The sequence below is a fragment of the Enterobacter sp. JMULE2 genome (assembly GCF_013337145.1).
Taxonomy (GTDB): Bacteria; Pseudomonadota; Gammaproteobacteria; order Enterobacterales; family Enterobacteriaceae; genus Enterobacter; species Enterobacter mori.
In genome coordinates, this window is sequence record NZ_SGWD01000012.1 from 84095 (window position 1) to 102831 (window position 18737).

Below are 18737 nucleotides of genomic sequence, written 5' to 3' on the forward strand. Positions count from 1 at the left end.
GCAATTGATGCGAAATAAAAGGGAGGCAAATATGCCTCCCGGTAAAATTATTTAATTCCGTCTGCGGCCATACGGTCGCGAATATGTTGTGCACGTTCTTCCGAGGCCGGGTGATCGTCAAACATGGAGCTTTGGCGACCCGCTTCCAGCTTGGCCAGTTTTTCGAAGCTGGTGGCTAAACCTGATGGATTAATCCCGCGTTTGCGCAACAGATCGTAGGAGTAATCATCCGCTTCGGACTCCTGACGCTGGGAGAACTGGGAGTTAACCAGCTTTTCACCGACGTCGCCAAGCTGTGACTGCGACAGGCTGCCAACAATACCGCCCGCAGAGGCCGCCGCCGCACGAATGGCGTTGGTGCCTAACGCAACCTGCATCCCTTTCTTCACGTGGCCGAGCGCAACGTGGCCCATTTCGTGGCCGATAACCGCTTCCACTTCGTTGTCGGTCATCATGTCCATCAGCCCGCTATAGACGCGAATACAGCCGTTCGCCATCGCGAAGGCGTTTACGTCTTTCGCCACGTAAACCTTGTAGTTCACCGGTTGGCCGTTGATGTTGTCGCCCAGCGCGGATGCAATCTTATTCAGACGCTGCGTGTAGGTACTGTTAGCCGGGGCAAGCGTGGCTTTTCCGTCCATATCTTTACACGCCTGATCGCTCAGCGCTTTTACCTGCGCGTCGCTCAGGGAATAGGCCTGAAAGGCTTCTGCGCCTGATGTCATCAGACCGTTAGAATCCATATTCTGACAGCCGCTCAGCAGGAGCGTCGTACCCAGGGTCAGCACTATTGCACGCATTTTCATGAGATTGCTTCCGTACTCGTTAATCTGAATAAAATCCGAAAAGTGCACCGTCAGCGAAGCCGGTGTCGGGCTAAGTATAAGGAATATAACCAGGGGCGGGCGAGGAGATTGCGCAACATGCGAGCATGATCCAGAGATTTCTTAACGAGCAAAAGAATGCTCCATGTACATGACTTGCGGCTTGGGTTACATTGTTGGCACTTTTTTCCGGCGTAGCCCAAAACGCGCTGTCGTCAAGGGCATGGCCTTTAACAGTCCGATCTGGAGTTAAAATGTCCTCACGTAAAGAGCTTGCTAATGCTATTCGTGCGCTGAGCATGGATGCAGTACAGAAAGCCAAATCTGGCCACCCAGGGGCTCCTATGGGTATGGCTGATATCGCCGAAGTCCTGTGGCGTGACTTCCTGAACCACAACCCGCAGAACCCGTCATGGGCTGACCGCGACCGCTTCGTGCTGTCCAACGGCCACGGCTCTATGCTGATCTATAGCCTGCTGCACCTCACCGGCTACGATCTGCCAATCGAAGAGCTGAAAAACTTCCGTCAGTTGCACTCCAAAACGCCAGGTCACCCGGAAGTGGGTTATACCGCGGGCGTAGAAACCACCACCGGCCCGCTGGGTCAGGGTATTGCTAACGCAGTCGGTATGGCGATTGCTGAGAAGACGCTGGCGGCGCAGTTCAACCGTCCTGGTCACGACATCGTTGACCACTTCACCTACGCGTTCATGGGCGACGGCTGCATGATGGAAGGCATTTCTCACGAAGTGTGCTCCCTGGCAGGTACCCTGAAGCTGGGCAAACTGGTTGCGTTCTATGACGACAACGGTATCTCCATCGACGGTCACGTTGAAGGCTGGTTCACTGATGACACCGCAGCACGCTTCGAAGCCTACGGCTGGCACGTTGTGCGTGGCGTTGATGGCCACGATGCTGACTCGATTAAACGTGCAGTAGAAGAAGCGCGCGCTGTGACGGACAAACCGTCCCTGCTGATGTGCAAAACCATCATCGGCTTCGGTTCGCCGAACAAAGCGGGTACTCACGACTCCCACGGTGCACCGCTGGGTGACGCGGAAATTGCACTGACCCGTGAAGCTCTGGGCTGGAAACACCCTGCATTCGAAATCCCATCTGAGATCTACGCTCAGTGGGATGCAAAAGAAGTGGGCCAGGCGAAAGAAGCGGCCTGGAACGAGAAGTTCGCTGCCTATGCGAAAGCGTTCCCACAGGAAGCGGCTGAATTCACCCGTCGTATGAAAGGTGACATGCCGTCTGACTTCGACGCGAAAGCGAACGAATTCATTGCTAAGCTGCAGGCGAACCCGTCTAAAATCGCGAGCCGTAAAGCGTCTCAGAATGCGATTGAAGCGTTCGGTCCTCTGCTGCCTGAATTCCTGGGCGGCTCCGCTGACCTGGCGCCTTCTAACCTGACTATCTGGTCCGGTTCTAAAGCGATCAACGAAGACACTGCCGGTAACTACATCCATTACGGTGTACGTGAATTCGGTATGACTGCGATTGCCAACGGTATCTCCCTGCACGGTGGTTTCCTGCCGTACACCTCTACCTTCCTGATGTTCGTTGAATATGCACGTAACGCCGTGCGTATGGCTGCGCTGATGAAACAGCGTCAGGTGATGGTCTACACCCACGACTCCATCGGTCTGGGCGAAGATGGTCCAACTCACCAGCCGGTAGAGCAGGTGGCTTCCCTGCGCGTGACGCCGAACATGAGCACATGGCGTCCATGTGACCAGGTTGAATCCGCGGTGGCGTGGAAATACGGCGTTGAGCGTCAGGACGGTCCAACCGCGCTGATCCTCTCCCGTCAGAACCTGGCACAGCAGGAGCGTACGCCTGAGCAACTGGCGAACATCGCTCGCGGTGGTTACGTGCTGAAAGATTGCGCGGGCCAGCCTGAGCTGATCTTCATCGCCACCGGTTCTGAAGTTGAACTGGCTGTTGCAGCCTGGGAAAAACTGACTGCAGAAGGCGTGAAAGCCCGCGTGGTTTCCATGCCGTCTACCGATGCGTTCGACAAGCAGGATGCTGCATACCGTGAATCTGTGCTGCCTAAAGCGGTTTCCGCTCGCGTCGCTGTGGAAGCGGGTATCGCTGACTACTGGTTCAAATACGTTGGCCTGAACGGCGCTATCGTCGGTATGACCACTTTCGGTGAATCTGCTCCGGCAGAGCTGCTGTTCGAAGAGTTCGGCTTCACCGTTGAGAACGTTGTCGCTAAGGCGAAAGAACTGCTGTAATTGCTGTTTTGCCCGGTGGCGCTGCGCTTACCGGGCCTACAAATGGCACGAAAGTAGGCCGGGTAAGCGCTAGCGCGTCACCCGGCTTTTTTGTCGGCACTATTCCATCAAAAATGTGATGCAAGTCATATAGCCCGCTTATTCATCTGGACAGAGATTCCTTTTATTCCCCAATTCGCTTATTCTTGCTGAAGCGTTTCAGTCGATTAAATGTTCGACAATTGACCAATCAATCGCAGTTTGTGACAGCAAGGATTCCCCTTCGGGCGTCGCTGGATTACTCTTTCAGCCACCTCAAACCCAGGGATAGCTTTGCAGGAGATCTATGACCGTACGCGTAGCGATTAATGGCTTCGGTCGCATCGGGCGCAACGTGGTTCGTGCTTTATATGAATCCGGGCGTCGTGCGGAAATAACCGTGGTAGCAATCAACGAACTGGCGGATGCTGCGGGCATGGCGCATTTGTTGAAATATGACACCAGCCACGGACGCTTTGCCTGGGATGTTCGCCAGGAAAGAGATCAGCTGTTTGTCGGCGACGATGCCATCCGCGTACTGCATGAGAGCAGCATCGACGGGCTACCGTGGCGTGAACTGGGTGTGGATATCGTGCTTGACTGTACCGGCGTTTACGGCAGCCGCGAACATGGCGAAGCACATCTGGCCGCAGGCGCAAAAAAAGTCCTGTTTTCTCACCCCGGCAGTAACGACCTCGACGCGACCGTCGTGTTTGGCGTTAACCAGCATGAGCTGCAGGCTGAACACCGCATTGTTTCCAACGCCTCCTGTACCACCAACTGCATTATTCCGGTCATCAAACTGTTAGACGATGCGTATGGCATTGAATCCGGCACCGTGACCACGATTCACTCCGCCATGCACGATCAGCAGGTTATCGACGCCTACCATCCGGATTTACGACGCACTCGCGCAGCGAGCCAGTCAATCATCCCGGTGGATACGAAACTGGCGGCAGGGATCACCCGAATTTTCCCGCAGTTTAACGACCGTTTCGAAGCGATTGCCGTGCGCGTTCCGACGATTAACGTGACCGCAATCGACCTCAGCGTGACGGTGAAAAAACCGGTAAAAGCCTGTGAAGTCAACCTGTTGCTGCAAAAAGCGGCACAGGGTGCATTTCATGGTATAGTTGACTATACGGAATTACCGTTGGTCTCAGTAGATTTTAACCACGACCCGCACAGCGCTATCGTCGATGGCACACAAACGCGCGTCAGTGGGGCACACCTTATCAAGACGCTGGTCTGGTGTGATAACGAATGGGGCTTTGCTAACCGAATGCTCGACACCACGTTAGCAATGGCCGCTCAAGGTTTCAGGTAAGACGCATCGTGCGTCTGCAAAACTTTAAGAATCAACGAGAGGATTCACCATGTCTGTAATTAAGATGACCGATCTGGATCTGGCTGGTAAACGCGTTTTCATCCGTGCCGATCTGAACGTACCGGTTAAAGATGGCAAAGTGACCAGCGACGCGCGTATCCGTGCATCTCTGCCAACCATCGAACTGGCTCTGAAGCAGGGCGCTAAAGTGATGGTCACTTCCCACCTGGGTCGTCCAACTGAAGGCGAGTACAACGAAGAGTTCTCTCTGCTGCCGGTTGTTAATTACCTGAAAGACAAACTGTCCAGCCCGGTTCGCCTGGTGAAAGATTACCTGGACGGCGTTGAAGTGGCTGCCGGTGAACTGGTTGTTCTGGAAAACGTTCGCTTCAACAAAGGCGAAAAGAAAGACGACGAAGCACTGTCTAAAAAATACGCTGCACTGTGCGACGTGTTTGTAATGGATGCCTTCGGTACGGCTCACCGCGCGCAGGCGTCAACCCACGGTATCGGTAAATTCGCGGACGTAGCCTGTGCCGGTCCTCTGCTGGCTGACGAACTGGAAGCGCTGGGTAAAGCACTGAAAGAACCAGCTCGTCCAATGGTGGCTATCGTTGGTGGTTCTAAAGTTTCTACCAAACTGACCGTTCTGGATTCCCTGTCTAAAATCGCTGACCAGCTGATCGTTGGCGGTGGTATCGCGAACACTTTCGTTGCCGCTCAGGGCCACAACGTGGGTAAATCCCTGTACGAAGCAGACCTGGTTGACGAAGCCAAACGCCTGCTGACCACCTGTGACATCCCGGTTCCAACTGACGTTCGCGTAGCGACCGAGTTCTCCGAAACCGCGACCGCGACCCTGAAATCTGTTAACGACATCAAAGATGAAGAGCAGATTCTGGACCTGGGCGACGTTTCTGCACAGAAACTGGCTGAAATCCTGAAAAACGCAAAAACTATCCTGTGGAACGGTCCTGTTGGCGTGTTCGAATTCCCGAACTTCCGCAAAGGTACTGAGATCGTTGCTAACGCAATCGCAGACAGCGAAGCGTTCTCTATCGCAGGCGGTGGTGACACCCTGGCAGCAATCGACCTGTTCGGTATCGCTGACAAGATCTCCTACATCTCCACTGGTGGCGGCGCATTCCTCGAATTCGTGGAAGGCAAAGTACTGCCAGCAGTAGCAATGCTCGAAGAGCGCGCTAAGAAGTAAGCCATTCAAGGGCAGGGAAACCTGCCCAATTTTCAGCGCGCTTATAAGAGCACGCACCTTTTCTAACGGCCGAAGATACAGGACTAAGCAACATGTCTAAAATTTTTGATTTCGTAAAACCTGGCGTTATCACTGGTGATGACGTACAGAAAGTGTTCCAGGTAGCTAAAGAAAACAACTTCGCTCTGCCAGCAGTTAACTGCGTGGGTACCGACTCCATCAACGCCGTACTGGAAACTGCAGCCAAAGTTAAAGCTCCAGTTATCGTTCAGTTCTCTAACGGTGGCGCAGCGTTCATCGCAGGTAAAGGCGTGAAAACTGATGTTCCTCAGGGTGCTGCAATCCTGGGTGCTATCTCTGGTGCGCACCACGTACACCAGATGGCTGAACACTACGGTGTTCCAGTAATCCTGCACACTGACCACTGCGCGAAGAAACTGCTGCCGTGGATCGACGGTCTGCTGGACGCGGGTGAAAAACACTTCGCGGCAACCGGTAAGCCACTGTTCTCTTCTCACATGATCGACCTGTCTGAAGAGTCACTGCACGAAAACATCGAAATCTGCTCCAAATACCTGGCGCGTATGTCCAAAATGGACATGACCCTGGAAATCGAACTGGGTTGCACCGGTGGCGAAGAAGACGGCGTGGACAACAGCCACATGGACGCTTCTGCACTGTACACCCAGCCAGAAGACGTTGATTACGCATACACCGAGCTGAGCAAAATCAGCCCACGCTTCACCATTGCAGCGTCCTTCGGTAACGTACACGGCGTTTACAAACCAGGTAACGTGGTTCTGACCCCAACCATCCTGCGTGATTCTCAGGAATACGTTTCCAAGAAACACAACCTGCCGCACAACAGCCTGAACTTCGTCTTCCACGGCGGTTCCGGTTCTTCTGCTCAGGAAATCAAAGACTCCGTAAGCTACGGCGTAGTGAAAATGAACATCGATACCGACACCCAGTGGGCAACATGGGACGGTATCCTGCAGTACTACAAAACCAACGAAGCTTACCTGCAGGGTCAGCTGGGCAACCCGAAAGGCGAAGACCAGCCGAACAAGAAATACTACGATCCACGCGTATGGCTGCGCGCTGCACAGACGTCCATGGTGACCCGTCTGGAGCAGGCATTCAAAGAACTGAACGCGATCGACGTTCTGTAATTTGAGCTGCTAACAGCATCAGAAGGCCCGCAAATGCGGGCCTTTTTTTTCGCGTTTTCAATATGCTGCAACATCTGCTTTTGTGATCTGTTTGGCAATATTTGCGCTTTTTGTTTACCCTTTACTGACCTGCCTGTCTCCATGGGGGATGGATTTTGTGTTTTGGTTTAACAAAAGGAAGAATAAATGGAACAACTCGATGTTGTAGACAGCATCAATCACGCCGGTAACTGGCTGGTGCGTAACCAGGCACTGCTGCTGAGCTATGCCGTGAACATCGTCGCGGCGATTGCCATTATCATCGTCGGGATGATCGTGGCGCGTATCGTATCGAACGCGGTCAACCGCGTGATGCTGGCCCGTCACATTGACGCCACGGTGGCTGATTTCCTCTCCGCACTGGTGCGTTATGGCATCATCGCCTTTACGCTGATTGCGGCGCTGGGTCGTGTGGGCGTGCAGACGGCATCCGTCATCGCGGTGCTCGGTGCGGCTGGTCTGGCTATTGGTCTGGCGCTGCAGGGCTCACTTTCAAACCTGGCGGCAGGCGTTCTGCTGGTCACTTTCCGTCCGTTCCGCTCGGGTGAATACGTTGACCTTGGCGGCATTGCCGGGACCGTGCTGCAGGTGCAGATTTTCTCAACCACCCTGCGTACCGTCGATGGCCGCATCGTGGTCGTGCCGAACGGGAAAATCATCGCGGGCAACATTATTAACTTTTCCCGTGAACCGGTGCGTCGTAACGAACTGATTATCAGCGTGGCGTACGACTCCGACATCGATCAGGTGAAGTCGCTGATTAGCAACATCATTGCTTCAGACGATCGCATTCTGAAAGACAAAGAGCAGACGGTTCGCCTGAACGAGCTGGGCGCATCCTCAATTAACTTCGTGGTGCGTATCTGGAGCAAGAGCAGCGATCTGCAAAACGTGTACTGGGACGTGCTGGAACGCATTAAGCGCGAGTTTGACGCCAACGGCATCAGCTTCCCGTACCCGCAGATGGACGTAAACGTCAAAAAAGTAAAAGAAGCCGAATAACGTCTCCCGTAGGCCCGGTAAGCGCTAGCGCCACCGGGCTTTTATTTTTATAAGTACTGCTAATACCCAATTAATATTATCAATTTCCTCTAATGGCATTCTCACAGTATAGTCTGCTCCAAAGACAATTCTGAGAGATTTACGTCATGTTATCCTATTACTTTCAAGGGCTTGCCTTAGGTGCGGCCATGATCCTCCCCCTTGGTCCGCAAAATGCGTTTGTGATGAACCAGGGCATCCGCCGCCAGTATCATCTGATGATCGCGTTGCTGTGTGCTGTCAGTGACTTGCTGCTGATTTGCGCCGGGATTTTTGGTGGCAGCGCGCTATTGATGCAGTCTCCATGGCTGCTGGCGCTGGTGACCTGGGGCGGCGTGGCGTTCCTGCTGTGGTACGGATTCGGTGCGCTGAAAACGGCGATGAGCAGCAACCTTGAGCTGGCGAGTGCCGAAGTGATGAAGCAGGGCCGCTGGAAAATTATCGTCACCATGCTGGCGGTGACCTGGCTCAACCCGCATGTTTATCTGGATACTTTCGTGGTGTTGGGTAGCCTGGGTGGACAACTGGATGTTGAGCCGAAGCGCTGGTTTGCGCTCGGTACGGTCAGCGCCTCCTTCCTCTGGTTCTTCGGACTCGCCATTCTGGCGGCATGGTTGGCCCCGCGTTTGCGCACCGCTAAAGCTCAGCGCATCATCAATACGCTGGTCGGTCTGGTGATGTGGTTTATTGCTTTCCAGCTGGCAAAAGAGGGCATTCATCATGTACAGGGATTGTTCAACTAAGCGTTTGTCTTATGGACATCTGAACAAGACCCGCTAAGCTTGCTGGCATGCGCCCTGATGTGGGGGCACTCTTCGCAACATGGAGGAATGACAGTGAAGTTTAAAGTGATGGCCCTGGCGGCATTAGTGAGTTTAGGTGCGGTGTCGGTGCAGGCAAATGAATTGCCAAATGGCCCGCACATCGTCACTTCAGGCACCGCAAGCGTGGACGCGGTACCGGATGTTGCAACCCTGGCAATTGAAGTGAACGTGGCCGCGAAAGATGCCGCCTCCGCTAAAAAGCAGGCTGACGATCGTGTTGCGCAATATCTCTCTTTCCTCGAGCAGAATGGCGTAGGTAAAAAGGATATCAGTTCCGCTAACCTGCGTACCCAACCGGATTACGACTACCAGAACGGGAAAAGCATTCTCAAAGGCTACCGTGCCGTACGTACCGTGGAAGTGACCGTGCGTCAGCTTGATAAGCTGAACTCGCTGCTTGATGGCGCGTTAAAAGCGGGACTGAATGAAATTCGTTCCGTCTCGTTGGGCGTTGCGCAACCGGAGAAATACAAAGACGAAGCGCGTAAAGCCGCGATTAATGATGCAATCCATCAGGCGGAGCAGCTGGCTTCTGGCTTTAAGAGCAAGCTCGGCCCGGTTTACAGCGTGCGTTACCACGTCTCTAACTACCAGCCAAGCCCGATGGTACGCATGATGAAGGCTGATGCAGCCCCGGTTTCTGCTCAGGAAACCTATGAGCAGCCAACCATTCAGTTCGACGATCAGGTGGATGTGGTGTTCCAGCTGGAGCCAACTCAAACTCAGCAAACTGAGGCGGCTAAGGCGCAGTAATTTGCCCTCACCCTAACCCTCTCCCACAGGGAGAGGGAATTCAAGCGATTAGTCCTGTCTCAACACCTTGTGCCCGAACGCCAGCAGCGCGTCGGTGACGTTGCGCATCATACGGCTTTCCGGCGCAAAGCGGTGCCAGTAGAGCATCCGGCGCTGATACAGCCCCGGTGTCAGGTCAATCAGCTCACCGCTTTTCAACTCTCTCTCAATCTGCAGGTGCGGGATCATGCAGCAGGTGGTGCCCTGACGCGCAAGCTGCACAAAGGCTTCGGACGAGTTCACGATATGGCACGGCACGCTGCCCGGCGGGAGGTCGAAGTTTTGCTGCAGGAACGCCTGGTGCATATCATCCAGATGGTCGAACGCCACGGCAGGGGCTTTTAGCAGCGCGGCGCGGGTGACGCCATTCGGGAAGTAGCGCTCGGCAAAGGCTTTTGAGCCAACAAACAGGTAGTCCAGCGCACCTAGCTGATCGACAAGACAGCTTGGCAGTGCCTGAGGCTGGATACTGACCGCTCCAACCACTTCACCACGACGCAGGCGCTCCTGAGTACGGGTTTCATCTTCTACCTGTAAATTCAGTCGAATAGGGGAGTCGGCCAGGACTGGCGCAAGGGCAGGCAGCAGCCAGGTTGCCAGACTGTCGGCGTTCACCGCCAGCGACAGCAGCAGCGGCGTGGAACCCGTTTGTTCGTCACCCAGCCACTCATCTTCCAGCAGTTCAACCTGACGCAGCAGCGCGAGGAGCTTTTGCCCTTGCTCCGTTGGACGCGGCGGAACGGTACGCACCAGCAGGGGTTGCCCGAACATGTTTTCAAGCTGTTTGATACGCTGTGATACGGCGGACTGGGTAATGCACAACTTCTGCGCCGCGCGCTCAAAACCGCGTTCACGAATAACCGCATCAAGTGCCTGTAGTGTTCTGTAGTCCGGACGTTTCATTGCTCTGGCTTACTCCTTAATTTTGCTTAATCTGCACTATGACACAATTTTCCCTTCGTGGCAGACGAAATCCATCCGACGTGTTCTATAATGCGCCCTGAGTTTTCACACCACAGGCAAAACGATCATGACGCAGGATGAACTGAAAAAAGCAGTAGGATGGGCCGCTCTCCAGTACGTACAGCCGGGTACCATTGTCGGTGTTGGTACGGGATCAACGGCGGCACACTTTATCGATGCCCTGGGCACGATGAAGGGGCAGATCGAGGGCGCGGTTTCCAGCTCCGATGCTTCCACGGAAAAGCTGAAAAGCCTCGGCATTACCGTTTTCGATCTCAACGACGTGGATCGTCTGGGCATTTACGTTGATGGCGCGGATGAGATCAACGGCCATATGCAGATGATCAAGGGCGGTGGCGCGGCGCTGACGCGTGAAAAGATCATCGCTTCTGTAGCGGACAAGTTCATCTGTATCGCGGACGCCTCCAAGCAGGTCGACATCCTGGGGAACTTCCCGCTGCCGGTTGAAGTGATCCCGATGGCCCGTAGCGCGGTTGCCCGTCAACTGGTGAAGCTGGGCGGTCGTCCGGAATATCGTCAGGGCGTAGTCACCGATAACGGTAACGTGATCCTCGACGTTCACGGTCTGGAAATCCTCGACGCAGTAGCACTGGAAAATGCCATCAACGCTATCCCAGGCGTAGTGACCGTAGGGTTATTTGCCAACCGTGGCGCGGATGTGGCGCTGATCGGCACGGCTGACGGCGTGAAAACCATCGTAAAATGATCTGACGGGGGGAGTCCTCCCCCCGCTAAAAAATTTTTGAAAAGCTAAATTCGGTGACTTGTATCACGTTTTTGAACCTCTTTTGCCGATCCTGCCACGTTTGTAAATTTCCATAGCATTTTCCTCTGACATTTTGCCCTGGATGACTTTTCTTCAGAGTGCCGACGCAAACGTTCATATTGCTGCAATAGTTTTTTTTGATATGTTGGCTACAGCGGATTCATATCCAGCACAACATCAGTTCAGACAAAAACAGGGTCGGGTAAATGGCAAAGGTATCACTGGAGAAAGACAAGATTAAATTCCTGCTGGTCGAGGGCGTGCATCAAAAAGCAATCGATAGCCTTCGTGCGGCAGGTTACACCAACATCGAATTTCACAAAGGCGCGCTCGATACCGAAGAGCTGAAAGCGTCCATCCGTGATGCCCACTTCATTGGCCTACGATCCCGTACTCATCTGACTGAAGACGTTATTGCCGCGGCGGAAAAGCTGGTGGCTATCGGCTGCTTCTGCATCGGTACCAACCAGGTTGACCTGAATGCTGCCGCCAAACGCGGTATTCCCGTGTTTAACGCCCCGTTCTCCAACACCCGTTCCGTGGCGGAGCTGGTGATTGGCGAACTGCTGCTGCTGCTGCGCGGCATTCCTGAAGCGAACGCCAAGGCGCACCGCGGCGTGTGGAACAAACTGGCGTCCGGGTCTTTCGAAGCGCGTGGTAAAAAACTGGGGATTATCGGCTACGGCCACATCGGTACGCAGCTCGGTATTCTGGCGGAATCCCTGGGTATGCACGTGTTCTTCTACGATATCGAAAGCAAGCTGCCGCTGGGCAATGCGACCCAGGTGCAACACCTGTCTGACCTGCTGAACATGAGCGACGTGGTGAGCCTGCACGTGCCGGAAAATGCCTCCACCAAAAACATGATGGGCGCGGAAGAGCTGGCGCTGATGAAGCCCGGCTCACTGCTGATCAACGCCGCGCGCGGCACGGTTGTTGATATCCCGGCACTGGCGGATGCGCTGAAGCGTAAGCATCTGGCGGGTGCGGCCATCGACGTGTTCCCGACGGAGCCAGCGACCAACAGCGATCCGTTTACCTCTCCGCTGTGCGAGTTCGACAACGTGATCCTGACGCCACACATCGGCGGTTCTACTCAGGAAGCGCAGGAGAATATCGGCCTGGAAGTGGCGGGTAAGCTGAGCAAATACTCCGACAACGGGTCTACGCTCTCTGCCGTGAACTTCCCGGAAGTGTCTCTGCCGCTGCACGGTGGTCGTCGTCTGCTGCACATCCACGAAAACCGTCCAGGCGTGCTGACTGCCATCAACCAGATCTTTGCCGAGCAGGGCGTTAACATTGCCGCGCAGTATCTGCAGACCAACTCGCAGATGGGCTATGTGGTTATTGATATCGAAGCGGATGACGATGTGGCCGAGAAAGCGCTGCAGAGCATGAAGGCGATTCAGGGAACGATTCGCGCGCGTCTGCTGTACTAATTGTGCGGTTTGTGGTGTCGGGTGGCGGCTGCGCCTTACCCGACCTACGTTGAGGTTTTGTAGGCCGGGTAAGCGTAAGCTCCACCCGGCTTTATTCTACCAGGTCCAGGTTTTACTGGGCGTTACCACCGCCGGTAACGGCACATCCCATTTCTCCGCCGGCAACGCCTCCACGCCCTGACAATCATGCGCGTAACCCACCGGCTGCAACCCGTACTGCTGCCAGTTTTGCAGCGTGCGGTCGTAAAAACCGCCGCCCATCCCTAAACGCTGGCCTTGTTCATCAAACGCCACCAGCGGCGCGATCAGCACGTCCAGCTCAGAGAGCGGCAGCACGTCGCGGACATCGAGTTTCGGCTCGGTGATTTTCAGGCGATTCACCACCAGCTCGCTGTGCGGGTGGTAGTGCAGAAACAGCAGATTACCGTCGCTAAACGGATGCAGCACCGGCAGATACACCTTCTTCCCTGCGCGCCAGAGCTGTTCTATCAACGGCTGGGTATCCAGCTCTCCGTCAAATGACAAAAACAGCGCAACGGTGTGCGCCATCACGACAGGGGGATACCCCATCATACGGGCGGCGGCCTGCTGGGCAAAATGCGCTTGCTGATCGGGGGTTAACGCACGGCGGCGCTGACGAATTAACTGACGGATATCCTGGCGTGAAGCAGAAACTTCAGGGAATTGAGTCATGGTAGTCGGTAGAAGAAAAGAGAGGGAATCTCCGAGATGCCGCCGCAGGCTGTAACCCTTGAACCCTTGGTTCAAGGTGAATGTGTCGTCATAGTTTTAAGGCTTCTCGGACGGACCGAGCATGCTCACCAACCATGGAGCGCCACATTCTTGTGGTATGAAATATCGGCTCAGGGGACTGGCCCGCTTGCGAACATCTCAGAGAAATTTTGTCTTCACAGTTACTCTACCATAGTCAACTGAGAAGTGTTATTCAAACTTTGGTCCCGGTCTTTCGGGATTGCGACCTTGATCAAGCAATGCCTGTTCTATGGTCTGCTGGAGCATTTTAATGCGCTGCTCCATGCTTGCCGCGTAGTCGCGGGTCTTCGCTTTTTCCTGAGTCAGTTCATAGCTGATGTTCAACGCGGCGATGAAAACCAGCTGCTCAGTATTTGTGACTCTAGTGCGTTCTTTTAGATCTTGCAACCGCTGATTCAAATCGTCCGCAGCCTGATTCAAAGCATCCCTTTGTTCAGGTGGACAATTCACTCGCAGTGAACGGCCAAAAATCTGGAGATCGACGGGTTGTGCAGACATGCCACCTTCCTGCTGATTGACTGCGCTGCCTTCGCTTACTGCCCCGGGGGCTGCGAAGGGGCGACACTATAGCTACCCTGATGTGAAGATACAAGCCCTTTTCTGGTATCACCAGGGTCCAAAGTGGTAGCATATCATGAATATCCCCCAATGATGACGAATGCGCATGTCTATACAGAACGAAATGCCTGGTTACAAGGATTTAAACCAGTTACTGAACCAGCAGGGAGTGGGTTTAACCCCTGCCGAAATGCACGGTCTGATCAGTGGCATGCTGTGCGGTGGAAACAGCGACAGCTCCTGGCAGCCGCTGATCCACGACCTCACGAACGAAGGGCTGGCGTTTGGTCACGAACTGGCAGAAGCGCTGCGTAAAATGCATGCAACGACCAGTGATTCGCTGGAAGACGATGGCTTCCTTTTTCAGCTTTTTCTGCCTGATGGGGACGACGTCAGCGTCTTCGATCGCGCGGATGCGCTTGCGGGTTGGGTAAACCATTATCTGCTGGGCCTGGGCGTGTCTCAGCCGAAGCTCGATAAAGTGACCGGCGAAGCGGGTGAAGCGATCGACGATCTGCGTAATATTGCACAGCTCGGCTACGATGAGGACGAAGACCAGGAAGAGCTGGAAATGTCCCTCGAAGAGATCATTGAGTACGTGCGCGTGGCGGCGCTGCTGTGCCACGACACCTTTACGCGTTCACAGCCGACCGCGCCGGAAGTCCGCAAGCCAACCTTACATTAAGAAAAATAACGCACAGGAGGGTGTCATGGTTATCTCGAATCAAGAGTATTTGCGCCGTCGTCAGGCGCTGTTAGCCAGCATGCAGCCGGGAAGCGCTGCCCTGATTTTTGCCGCGCCCGAAGTGACGCGCAGTGCCGACAGCGAATACCCCTATCGCCAGAACAGCGATTTTTGGTACTTCACCGGGTTTAACGAGCCGGAAGCGGTACTGGTGCTGATCAAGAGCAATGACACCCACAACCACAGCGTGATTTTCAACCGCGTGCGCGATCTGACGGCCGAAATCTGGTTTGGCCGCCGCTTAGGGCAAGAAGCCGCCCCGGCGAAGCTGGGCGTTGACCGCGCGCTGGCCTTTAGCGAAATCAACCAGCAGCTTTACCAACTGCTCAACGGTCTGGACGTGCTGTATCACGCCCAGGGCGAATATGCGTATGCGGATGAGATTGTCTTCACCGCGCTGGATAAGCTGCGTAAAGGTTCGCGGCAGAACCTGTCAGCCCCCGCCACGCTCACAGACTGGCGCCCGGTCGTGCATGAGATGCGCCTGTTTAAGTCTGAGGAAGAGCTAAACGTACTGCGCCGCGCGGGCGAAATCAGCGCCCTGGCCCACACTCGCGCCATGGAAAAGTGCCGTCCCGGCATGTTCGAATACCAGCTTGAGGGCGAAATTCACCACGAATTTAACCGCCACGGCGCGCGCTTCCCGTCCTACAACACCATCGTTGGCGGCGGGGAAAACGGCTGCATTCTGCACTACACCGAGAACGAAAGCGCGCTGCGCGACGGCGATCTGGTGCTGATTGACGCCGGGTGTGAGTATCTGGGCTACGCAGGCGACATCACCCGAACCTTCCCGGTGAACGGTAAATTCTCGCCTGCTCAGCGCGAAATTTACGACATCGTGCTCGAATCCCTGGAAACGGCGCTCAGGTTATATTGTCCGGGAACCTCCATTCAGGATGTCACCGGTGAAGTGGTGCGGATCATGATTACGGGTCTGGTGAAACTCGGCATTCTGAAGGGCGACGTCGACACGCTGATTACCGAGAATGCTCACCGTCCGTACTTTATGCACGGCCTGAGCCACTGGCTGGGTCTGGATGTTCATGACGTGGGCGCATACGGTCCTGAACGTTCACGCGTGCTGGAGCCAGGCATGGTGTTAACCGTTGAGCCGGGGCTGTACATCGCGCCGGATGCTGACGTGCCGGAACAATACCGCGGGATCGGCATTCGCATCGAAGACGACATCGTGATCACCGAAAACGGCAATGAAAACCTGACCGCAACCGTCGTGAAGAACGCCGATGATATTGAGGCGCTGATGGCAGCGGCACGCGCATGAGCGTGATCATCGTGGGCGGCGGGATGACCGGTGCCACGCTGGCGCTGGCAATTTCGCATCTGACGAAAGGCCAGCTCCCGGTCCATCTTGTGGAAGCCGTTGCCCCGCAGGCGACGAACCACCCCGGTTTTGACTCGCGCGCCATTGCCCTGGCGCAGGGCACCTGTCAGCAGCTTTCACGCATTGGTATCTGGCAGGCGATTGCCGACTGCGCCACGGCGATTAACACCGTGCACGTCAGCGATCGCGGCCATGCCGGGTTTGTGACGCTGGATGCGCAGGATTACCGTATTGAAGCGCTTGGGCAGGTTGTAGAGCTGCATGATGTTGGCCTGCGCCTGTTCCGTTTGTTACAGGATGCGCCAGGCGTAACGCTGCACTGTCCGGCACGCGTGGCCAGCTTTAGCCGCAGCGAAGACGCGGTCAGCGTGACGCTGGAAAACGGGTCCGTTCTTGACGGCCAGCTTCTGGTGGCGGCGGACGGCTCGCGTTCGGCGCTCGGCACGCAGTGCGGCGTAGAGTGGCGGCAGCAGCCTTACGGGCAGGTCGCGGTTATTGCGAACGTCGCGACCGCAGCAGAACACAACGGCCGGGCGTTTGAGCGCTTCACGCAGCACGGTCCGCTGGCGATGCTGCCGATGTCGGATGGGCGCTGTTCGCTTGTCTGGTGTCATCCGCAGGATAAAGCTGAAGAGGTTCAGGCCTGGTCCGACGAACGTTTTTGTTCCGAGCTGCAGAAAGCCTTTGGCTGGCGACTCGGGCGTATTACCCATGCGGGGAAACGTGCGGTCTATCCGCTGTCGTTAACCACCGCATCGCAGTCTGTTTCTCACCGCGTGGCGCTGGTCGGCAACGCCGCGCAGACATTACATCCGATTGCCGGACAAGGATTTAACCTTGGGCTGCGTGATGTCATGAGCCTGGCGGAATCGCTGGCGCTGGCATGGGGTGAGCAAAAAGATTGTGGCGCTTATTCGGTACTAAGCCATTACCAGAAGCGACGCCAGGCCGATAAAGAGGCGACAATCGGCGTTACCGATGGTTTAGTCCATCTCTTTGCCAATCGCTGGGCACCGCTGGTTGCAGGCCGCAACCTCGGGCTGATGGCGATGGAACTGTTCATTCCGGCACGTGACGTGCTGGCGCAGCGGACCCTGGGTTGGGTCGCGCGTTAAGGAGTTATCACCGTGCAAAATGTTGATGTCGCCATTGTTGGCGGCGGTATGGTCGGGCTGGCGCTGGCCTGCGGTTTACAGGGCAGCGGCCTTCGCGTGGCCGTGCTGGAGCAGAAAGCGCCGCAGCCCGTCGCGCAGGATGCTCCGCCGGAACTCCGCGTCTCGGCGATCAATGCCGCCAGTGAGAAATTGCTGACGCACCTTGGCGTCTGGGCAGATATTGTGGCGCAGCGCGCCAGCTGCTATCACGGCATGGAAGTGTGGGATAAAGACAGCTTTGGTCATATTGCTTTTGACGATGAAAGCATGGGCTATAGCCATCTGGGTCATATCATCGAAAACGCGGTGATCCACCACGCGCTGTGGCAGAAAGCGCAGCAGTGCAGCGACGTAACGCTGGTTGCGCCCGCGCAGATCCAGCAGGTGGCATGGGGTGAAAACGAGGCGTTTATCACCTTACAAAGCGGCGACATGCTGACCGCGCGTCTGGTGGTCGGTGCCGACGGTGCGAACTCCTGGCTGCGCAACAAAGCCGATATCCCGCTGACCTTCTGGGATTACCGCCATCATGCGATGGTGGCAACGATCCGCACCGAAGAGCCGCATGGCGGCGTGGCGCGGCAGATTTTCCACAACGACGGCATTCTGGCGTTCCTGCCGCTGAGCGAGCCGCACCTGTGCTCTATCGTCTGGTCACTGGTGCCGGAAAAAGCGCAACTGATGCAGGAGGCGATGCCGGATGCCTTTAACCAGGCGCTGTGCATGGCGTTTGATAACCGCCTTGGCTTGTGCACGCTTGAAAGCGAGCGTCAGGTGTTCCCGTTAACCGGCCGCTACGCGCGTCAGTTTGCGGCGCACCGTCTGGCGCTGGTGGGCGATGCGGCCCATACCATTCATCCGCTGGCCGGGCAGGGCGTTAATCTTGGCTTTATGGACGCGGCGGAGCTGGTAGAAGAACTGCGTCGCCTGCATCGCGAAGGGAAAGATATCGGCCAGCATCTCTACCTGCGTCGCTACGAGCGCAGCCGCAAGCACAGTGCGGCGATGATGTTGGCGGGCATGCAGGGTTTCCGCGAGCTGTTTGCCGGGGCAAATCCGGCGAAGAAACTGCTGCGCGATATCGGTCTTAAACTGGCCGATACGCTTCCTGGCGTCAAACCTCAACTTCTCCGTCAGGCGATGGGTCTTAACGATCTCCCTGACTGGCTGCGCTAACTTAGATCCCCGTCACACTTTATTTTCCCGGCCTCTGCGCCGGGGAAATTCCCTCGTTTGAAATAATCTAATTCCACCTCATTTTTCGCATTAGATTAACTAATGTCGCGTTTTTTCCGGTGCGGAAATTCGGCCCGTTTTTCCGCACGAAATATCACCATGTGCTAAATCCTGTTAGATCATTGTTAATTTTGTGCGGGGTTAATCGCATTTTTCCAGTGAATAACTCTGTAGGCTTTTCAGCGTTTTTTGGTCATAAGCTAATGTGATGGCCCGTTTTACCTTATGGTTAACCGCCGG

General features: G+C 55.4%; 17 protein-coding genes and 1 other RNA gene. 13 read left to right on the plus strand and 5 right to left on the minus strand.

From position 1 onward, the window contains the following. Nucleotides 1-47 precede the first annotated feature (47 nt). A complete protein-coding gene (locus tag EXW94_RS11470; RefSeq protein ID WP_174340150.1) occupies nt 48-806 on the minus strand; it encodes a M48 family metallopeptidase in 759 nt (252 codons plus the stop codon). Between the two features lie 272 nt (nt 807-1078). Here EXW94_RS11470 and tkt point away from each other — a divergent pair, with 272 nt between their 5' ends. The 7 genes from tkt (at nt 1079) to EXW94_RS11505 (ending at nt 9457) form a co-directional block, all read left to right on the plus strand. Continuing rightward, nucleotides 1079-3070: a transketolase gene (tkt, locus tag EXW94_RS11475; protein WP_010435385.1), complete on the plus strand. Its 1992-nt coding sequence runs from the start codon at nt 1079-1081 to the stop codon at nt 3068-3070. Nucleotides 3071-3395: 325 nt separating this feature from the next. Then, nucleotides 3396-4415 carry an erythrose-4-phosphate dehydrogenase gene (gene epd / locus EXW94_RS11480; RefSeq protein WP_108416286.1) on the plus strand — a complete coding sequence of 340 codons (1020 nt, stop codon included), beginning with the start codon at nt 3396-3398 and terminating at the stop codon, nt 4413-4415. Nucleotides 4416-4464: 49 nt separating this feature from the next. After that, nucleotides 4465-5628 (plus strand): phosphoglycerate kinase, encoded by a 1164-nt coding sequence (pgk, locus tag EXW94_RS11485; protein ID WP_010435381.1) that lies wholly within the window; start codon nt 4465-4467, stop codon nt 5626-5628. Between the two features lie 92 nt (nt 5629-5720). After that, on the plus strand, nt 5721-6800 hold the full coding sequence (gene fbaA, locus EXW94_RS11490) for a class II fructose-bisphosphate aldolase (protein WP_010435379.1): 1080 nt from the start codon (nt 5721-5723) through the stop codon (nt 6798-6800). A gap of 186 nt (nt 6801-6986) precedes the next feature. Further along, the gene (locus EXW94_RS11495; RefSeq protein ID WP_010435377.1) at nt 6987-7841 is read left to right on the plus strand and encodes a small-conductance mechanosensitive channel MscS; all 855 of its coding nucleotides are present in this window, start codon (nt 6987-6989) and stop codon (nt 7839-7841) included. 146 nt (nt 7842-7987) lie between these two features. Then, nucleotides 7988-8623, plus strand: coding sequence for an arginine exporter ArgO (argO, locus tag EXW94_RS11500; protein ID WP_003860085.1), 636 nt, complete (start codon nt 7988-7990; stop codon nt 8621-8623). Nucleotides 8624-8716: 93 nt separating this feature from the next. Further along, on the plus strand, nt 8717-9457 hold the full coding sequence (locus EXW94_RS11505; protein WP_089600007.1) for an oxidative stress defense protein: 741 nt from the start codon (nt 8717-8719) through the stop codon (nt 9455-9457). A gap of 48 nt (nt 9458-9505) precedes the next feature. Here the strand turns inward: EXW94_RS11505 and argP are convergent, their stop codons facing one another. Then, entirely contained in the window at nt 9506-10399 is an 894-nt protein-coding gene (gene argP, locus EXW94_RS11510) for a DNA-binding transcriptional regulator ArgP (RefSeq protein ID WP_006178395.1), read from the minus strand. A 127-nt stretch (nt 10400-10526) separates the two neighbouring features. Here argP and rpiA point away from each other — a divergent pair, with 127 nt between their 5' ends. Both rpiA and serA read left to right on the plus strand, forming a co-directional pair. After that, nucleotides 10527-11186 (plus strand): ribose-5-phosphate isomerase RpiA, encoded by a 660-nt coding sequence (gene rpiA / locus EXW94_RS11515; protein WP_108416289.1) that lies wholly within the window; start codon nt 10527-10529, stop codon nt 11184-11186. 266 nt (nt 11187-11452) lie between these two features. Then, nucleotides 11453-12685: a phosphoglycerate dehydrogenase gene (serA, locus tag EXW94_RS11520; RefSeq protein ID WP_010435363.1), complete on the plus strand. Its 1233-nt coding sequence runs from the start codon at nt 11453-11455 to the stop codon at nt 12683-12685. A 96-nt stretch (nt 12686-12781) separates the two neighbouring features. On the opposite strand, the gene EXW94_RS11525 is transcribed toward serA, so the two are convergent. The 3 genes from EXW94_RS11525 to zapA form a co-directional block, all read right to left on the minus strand. After that, entirely contained in the window at nt 12782-13378 is a 597-nt protein-coding gene (locus EXW94_RS11525; RefSeq protein WP_174340151.1) for a 5-formyltetrahydrofolate cyclo-ligase, read from the minus strand. A 24-nt stretch (nt 13379-13402) separates the two neighbouring features. Further along, nucleotides 13403-13586, minus strand: a non-coding RNA gene (gene ssrS / locus EXW94_RS11530) — 6S RNA. A gap of 41 nt (nt 13587-13627) precedes the next feature. After that, nucleotides 13628-13957 (minus strand): cell division protein ZapA, encoded by a 330-nt coding sequence (gene zapA, locus EXW94_RS11535; RefSeq protein WP_006811891.1) that lies wholly within the window; start codon nt 13955-13957, stop codon nt 13628-13630. A gap of 166 nt (nt 13958-14123) precedes the next feature. On the opposite strand from zapA, the gene EXW94_RS11540 reads away from it, so the two are divergent. From EXW94_RS11540 to ubiI, 4 genes are read left to right on the plus strand one after another with little or no spacing between them, the layout of a single operon-like run. Next, nucleotides 14124-14702, plus strand: a complete 579-nt coding sequence (locus EXW94_RS11540) for a YecA family protein (protein WP_010435353.1) — start codon at nt 14124-14126, stop codon at nt 14700-14702. A 31-nt stretch (nt 14703-14733) separates the two neighbouring features. Continuing rightward, complete coding sequence (pepP, locus tag EXW94_RS11545; RefSeq protein WP_174340211.1) at nt 14734-16047, plus strand: Xaa-Pro aminopeptidase; 1314 nt, start codon at nt 14734-14736, stop codon at nt 16045-16047. After that, entirely contained in the window at nt 16044-17222 is a 1179-nt protein-coding gene (ubiH, locus tag EXW94_RS11550) for a 2-octaprenyl-6-methoxyphenyl hydroxylase (protein ID WP_174340152.1), read from the plus strand. The genes pepP and ubiH overlap by 4 nt, the downstream gene beginning before the upstream one ends. Before the next feature lie 12 nt (nt 17223-17234). Next, nucleotides 17235-18437, plus strand: a complete 1203-nt coding sequence (gene ubiI, locus EXW94_RS11555) for an FAD-dependent 2-octaprenylphenol hydroxylase (RefSeq protein ID WP_174340153.1) — start codon at nt 17235-17237, stop codon at nt 18435-18437. Nucleotides 18438-18737: the final 300 nt, after the last annotated feature.